This window comes from Pseudomonas meliae (assembly GCF_001400515.1).
In the GTDB taxonomy this organism is placed as follows: Bacteria; Pseudomonadota; Gammaproteobacteria; order Pseudomonadales; family Pseudomonadaceae; genus Aquipseudomonas; species Aquipseudomonas amygdali.
Genome location: NZ_LJQT01000414.1, coordinates 1 through 4542 on the forward strand (window position 1 = coordinate 1; position 4542 = coordinate 4542).

5 protein-coding genes and 1 pseudogene are annotated in these 4542 nt (G+C 57.5%); all 6 read left to right on the plus strand.

The window, feature by feature from the left end; translation table 11 throughout:
• Window positions 1–844: NotI family restriction endonuclease (locus ALO64_RS19165; RefSeq protein ID WP_235805015.1), on the plus strand; the 844-nt coding region annotated here is incomplete at its 5' end.
• A 352-nt stretch (window positions 845–1196) separates the two neighbouring features.
• Window positions 1197–1901 (plus strand): hypothetical protein, encoded by a 705-nt coding sequence (locus tag ALO64_RS19170; protein ID WP_044345606.1) that lies wholly within the window; start codon window positions 1197–1199, stop codon window positions 1899–1901.
• Window positions 1902–1909: 8 nt separating this feature from the next.
• Window positions 1910–2656 carry a TIGR03759 family integrating conjugative element protein gene (locus ALO64_RS19175; RefSeq protein WP_044345605.1) on the plus strand — a complete coding sequence of 249 codons (747 nt, stop codon included), beginning with the start codon at window positions 1910–1912 and terminating at the stop codon, window positions 2654–2656.
• Window positions 2641–3198, plus strand: a complete 558-nt coding sequence (locus tag ALO64_RS19180) for a transglycosylase SLT domain-containing protein (RefSeq protein WP_005734357.1) — start codon at window positions 2641–2643, stop codon at window positions 3196–3198. The genes ALO64_RS19175 and ALO64_RS19180 overlap by 16 nt, the downstream gene beginning before the upstream one ends.
• Window positions 3195–3701, plus strand: a complete 507-nt coding sequence (locus ALO64_RS19185; protein ID WP_044345603.1) for an integrating conjugative element protein — start codon at window positions 3195–3197, stop codon at window positions 3699–3701. The genes ALO64_RS19180 and ALO64_RS19185 overlap by 4 nt, the downstream gene beginning before the upstream one ends.
• 11 nt (window positions 3702–3712) lie before the next feature.
• A pseudogene (locus ALO64_RS19190) lies at window positions 3713–4542 on the plus strand (type IV conjugative transfer system coupling protein TraD); the annotation flags it as partial.

Sequence of the window (4542 nt, forward strand, 5' to 3'; positions counted from 1 at the left end):
GAAATTCCTATGCATGAACAAACAATGCCCCTACTTGTCCGAAGTGTGCGAGAAGCGGTTGAGTGACGGGGCCATCGCGGGCGTTTGTACTATCAAGCCAGTGACTTCCGGACCGGTTATTTGCTGCCCTATCCGCCTGTACGCAGACAAGTATCGTGCCCTGTATGACGTAGCAAAGATTGCGTTTGACGACGATTTAGAGCTAGTCGCGGGCCGGCAAGCATCAGCGCGGGCGCGAGCGAAGCAAGCACCGGTCGTAGCCGTGTTCGGCAAACGCTGGAGCGGCGAATTGCGCTTGCCACAAAAGGACGGCGCGGGCAGCTACTTCGTGGACTGGGTCCTGGCATTGCTTGATGCCAATGGCAAACTGAAAGAATTTGTCGCCGTCGAAGTTCAGACCATTGACACTACGGGCAACTACCGCAATGGTCGGGAAGCCTTACTCACTCCGGAACGTACGAACCCAGCGACCACGGCGGGCCTGAACTGGGAAAACGTCAACAAGCGTATCCTTCCCCAACTGATCTACAAGGGCCAAGTGCTACAACGTGAAGCGTTGTGCAGGAAGGGGTTGTTCTTCGTCTGCCCGCAACCTGTTTACACGCGCATTATGGCGCGCCTCGGAGGTGTTGGTGGTTTGATCCGCTATGCATTGCAACCAGCGTCAATCACGTTTCTTGCCTATGAACACGAAGAATCAGGCATCATCGACGGTGCCACGGTGCCGCTAATGGCATTACCGCCGCATTCGACCACCGTTTATAAGGTTCAAGAAGCGTTCAATAACGTCACCCTGCCGGATGAAAACGTCTATAAAACTGCTATTGAAGCAGCTCTTGGCTGACGTCGCCATTACAGGTTTAGCGTGGCCGGAGCGCGACGAACTCGGCAAGGCCAATTTTCCCCCCGCGATGAACCGGGCCGCGCTTTCCTCGGCGGCTTAGGGTAGCTTTGAAATACTTTTGGTGTTACTGCTTAGGCTGGACAGCCGCCGCGCTCGTGATCAACAAACCTTTCGTTTAGGTCAGTGCGTATGAGGTTTGATCCTCCTGTCGGGGCAGCTGCTCTCCCTATCTGATCCACCCGATAGCGTCTATTACGCCTGCCTTAAAACCCATTCCGACTGAAAAACGATTTCCTACTGCTTCTGATCAAGCTTTTTGCGAACGTGCCTCACATCTTGAGTGAGGTCCTCCATGAAGCTGCCACTGCGCCCTTCTCTTTCCCGCGCCACCGTCCTGCAAATCCTGGCCCTGATCGTCCTGATTGGCACGCTGATCTACCAGCAGTGGCAGATTCTCCACCTGAAAACAGGTTTTGAATCAGCTGCAAACCTGGAAACCGTCAACGCCATCACCCAACGCATCAATGGCGTGGATGACCGGCTCAATGCCGCCAGCCAGCTGAAGTCCGTGACGATCGATGATTTCAGGGCTGGCCAGCAGGCACTCTCCAATCGAATCGATGCCGTTCAAGCTCTCGTCGAGCAGGCGCAGGACGCAGCCCAGCAAGCGGCGGCCACGATGCAAGAGGTTGTGGTCATGAACGCTCGGATCGAGGAGCTGCAGGTGAAACTCCAGGACATGCGTGCAGTTCAAGCCGCATCTGCTCAAGTCACCGCTGCGGCCAAACCGAAGACTCCAGTCCCCTCCCGTAAGGCTACAGCACAAACCAAAGTTCAGGGGGCTCCTCCACCGTTTTCGGTCGTGGGTGTGGAGTATCGCGGAGGCGAACGTTTCTTGTCAGTCGCCCCGCCTGGCAGCACTCAACTGAGTCAATTGAACCTGGTACGCCCGGGCGACATGGTCGCGGGGAGCAACTGGCAGCTCAACAGCCTGGATGATTCACGCGCCCTGTTCAGCATCAACGGCTCAACCCGCATTCTGCCCCTGCGCCCTTAGAGGTTCACATGACCGATTACAACCTGCGAATGCTAACACTGACGGGAGTCATCCTGATCACAGCGGCTGGTATGGCCAACGCTGCAACAAACAGTTCTGCACAGTCCACCAGTAGAGAGCAACAGAGCGCCGTGCTGGACAGCCAGTCGCAATCGAGCGGCGAGATGCTTGCACGAGACTGGAACCTCAGTCCTCAGGAATGGCAGCGCTATCAAACGCTGATGCGGAGTTCACGAGGTGTGTATTCCCCCGGGCTGGATCCGCTGACAGCATTGGGTATCGAAGCCCGCAATGATGAAGAGCGCCGGCGGTATGCAGAGCTCCAGGTCAAAGCCGAGGCGCAGCGCACGGCAAAAGAATTAGCGTATCAACGCGCATATGACGATGCCTTCAAACGCGTCTACCCGAACCTGATGCCCATCGCCAGCTCTGCGCCCCAAGGGACGGCCGCGAGCCCAGCTAACCAAGGCAACGGCCGATTGGCAGTGTTTGTTAAGGACGACTGCCCGGAATGCTCGATACGAGTGAAGGCCCTTCAAGCTCAGAAGCAGCCGTTTGACGTGTACATGGTGGGTAGCCAGAACGACGATGAGCGAATTCGCAACTGGGCGATTGTCTCGGGAATCGACCCTGCGAATGTCAGAACCCGACAAATCACCCTCAACCATGACGGTGGACGCTGGCTTGGCCTAAGCCTGGGTGGAGAGTTACCGGCCGTTGTGCGAGAGGTAAATGGGCAATGGCTACGTCAGTGACGTGGGCAGGCCTTGCCCTGCTGTGCTTCGCGTTGACAAGCCATTCAGCCGAGCTTCCCCCGCCGGCTTATCAGCTGGCTGCCCACGCCGCGAACATTCCGTCGGAAGTGCTCTACTCGGTGGCACTGCAGGAAAGCGGGACCCGACTGCGAGGCCAACTGGTCCCGTGGCCTTGGACGCTGAACGTTGCCGGCGCTAGTTATCGTTTTGCAACCCGTGCCGATGCCTGCACCGCACTTATCATCGCACTGGCACAGGCGGGTCCCAAGCGGGTCGACGTCGGATTAGGTCAGGTAAACATGGGCTGGAACGGCCAGAGATTTAAATCAAGCAATCCGTGCGACGCGCTCAATCCCTACAAGAACCTTGATGTAGCTGCACAGATGCTCGCCGAACTGCGCGCGCTTGGCGGTGACTGGATCACCGTAGCAGGACGCTATCACCGGCCTGCAGGCGGCGCTCCAGCCGCCAATTACCGCAAGGCCTTTGCCAAACATCTCAGCCGGGTAACCGGCATCCAAATGCTGGTGACCAATCCATGACCCGATCAGTGATCCTCGGCGCAGCGCTCTGCCTGCCATTTATGATCTGCCAAGCTGCAGAGCTCACCGTGGTTGAAGACAAAGGCGGTGACTCAGCGTTGCCTTACTATCGATCTCTCAATCCCGAGCCGTCCTCTTCTGTCTCAAATCACCTGACCTCGCAACTGGATCCTGTAGCAGCACAGGGATTGCCGGTACGCACCACTCGAATGACTCCAGGGACAGTTCAAGGCCGAATCATCAACGCGCCAGGCCTGCAGCCTTTGTTCCTGATCGGGGACGATGAAACATCACGCCGATGGCTACAAGAGCGCGGTGCGGTGCTGAAGCAGATGCAGGCCGTAGGACTGGTGGTCAACGTGGCCACACAAGAACGACTTGCCGTAGTCCGGAGTTGGTTGCCCGAGGCGCTCGTATCCCCCGCATCTGGTGACGAGCTTTCTCAGCGCCTCGGCCTGAACCACTATCCGGTGCTGATCACCCCAACTGCCATCGAGCAATAGGAGGTCGGGTTATGGCTCACGATTACGCCATTGAATCACTGCTCAGACCCGCCGTAGAGCTGTACACCGTGTACGTGTGCGCTGCAGGTGCATTCCTATGCGTGTTCGCTCCCTGGGCGTTTGCGCCTACTCCGCTGTTCGGCATCGTGACCTCCGCGGGCTTTCTGGCTCTAGGTTTAGTGCGTCTGAAACAAGCATGGCAGGTGCTGCGCTATCGCCGAAACATCCGTCGACTGCCTCATTACACGATGACCAGTAAAGAAGTGCCGGTCAGCAATCAACGTCTGTTCATCGGACTTGGCTTTCGCTGGCAGCAGCGCCACACGCAAAGGTTGATGGATACTTATCTGCCGAAGTATTCCAGCTACGTGGAATCCACCTCGTGGTTCCGGGCAGCGCGTCGGTTTGAGGAAAGAGCAGAGTTTGCTCCCTACCCTGTCCGGCTTCTGGCCAGAGCCACATCATGGGACGTGCCCATCAACCCAGTGCGACCCCTGCCACCCGTAGGCGGCTTGCCAAGGTTGCACCGCATCGAGCCATACGAGGAGAACGTCTCTCTTCCGTTGGGTGAGCGAGTGGGCCACTCACTGGTACTGGGCACGACCCGAGTCGGCAAAACCCGTCTGGCGGAATTGTTCATCACGCAGGACATTCGGCGGAAAAAACACGGCCAGCACGAGGTCGTCATCGTATTCGACCCGAAGGGCGATGCCGATTTGCTCAAGCGCATGTATCTCGAAGCCAAACGCGCCGGCCGACTGAACGAATTTTATGTGTTCCACCTGGGCTGGCCTGATCACTCGGCACGCTACAACGCCGTTGGGCGTTTTGGGCGGATTTC

What these genes read in the sequence shown, in the direction of transcription:
- ALO64_RS19185 (WP_044345603.1), top strand. Translation starts at nt 3,195, where the DNA reads ATGACCCGATCAGTGATCCTCGGCGCAGCGCTCTGCCTGCCATTTATG.
- ALO64_RS19170 (WP_044345606.1), top strand. Translation starts at nt 1,197, where the DNA reads ATGAAGCTGCCACTGCGCCCTTCTCTTTCCCGCGCCACCGTCCTGCAA.
- ALO64_RS19180 (WP_005734357.1), top strand. Translation starts at nt 2,641, where the DNA reads ATGGCTACGTCAGTGACGTGGGCAGGCCTTGCCCTGCTGTGCTTCGCG.
- ALO64_RS19175 (WP_044345605.1), top strand. Translation starts at nt 1,910, where the DNA reads ATGACCGATTACAACCTGCGAATGCTAACACTGACGGGAGTCATCCTG.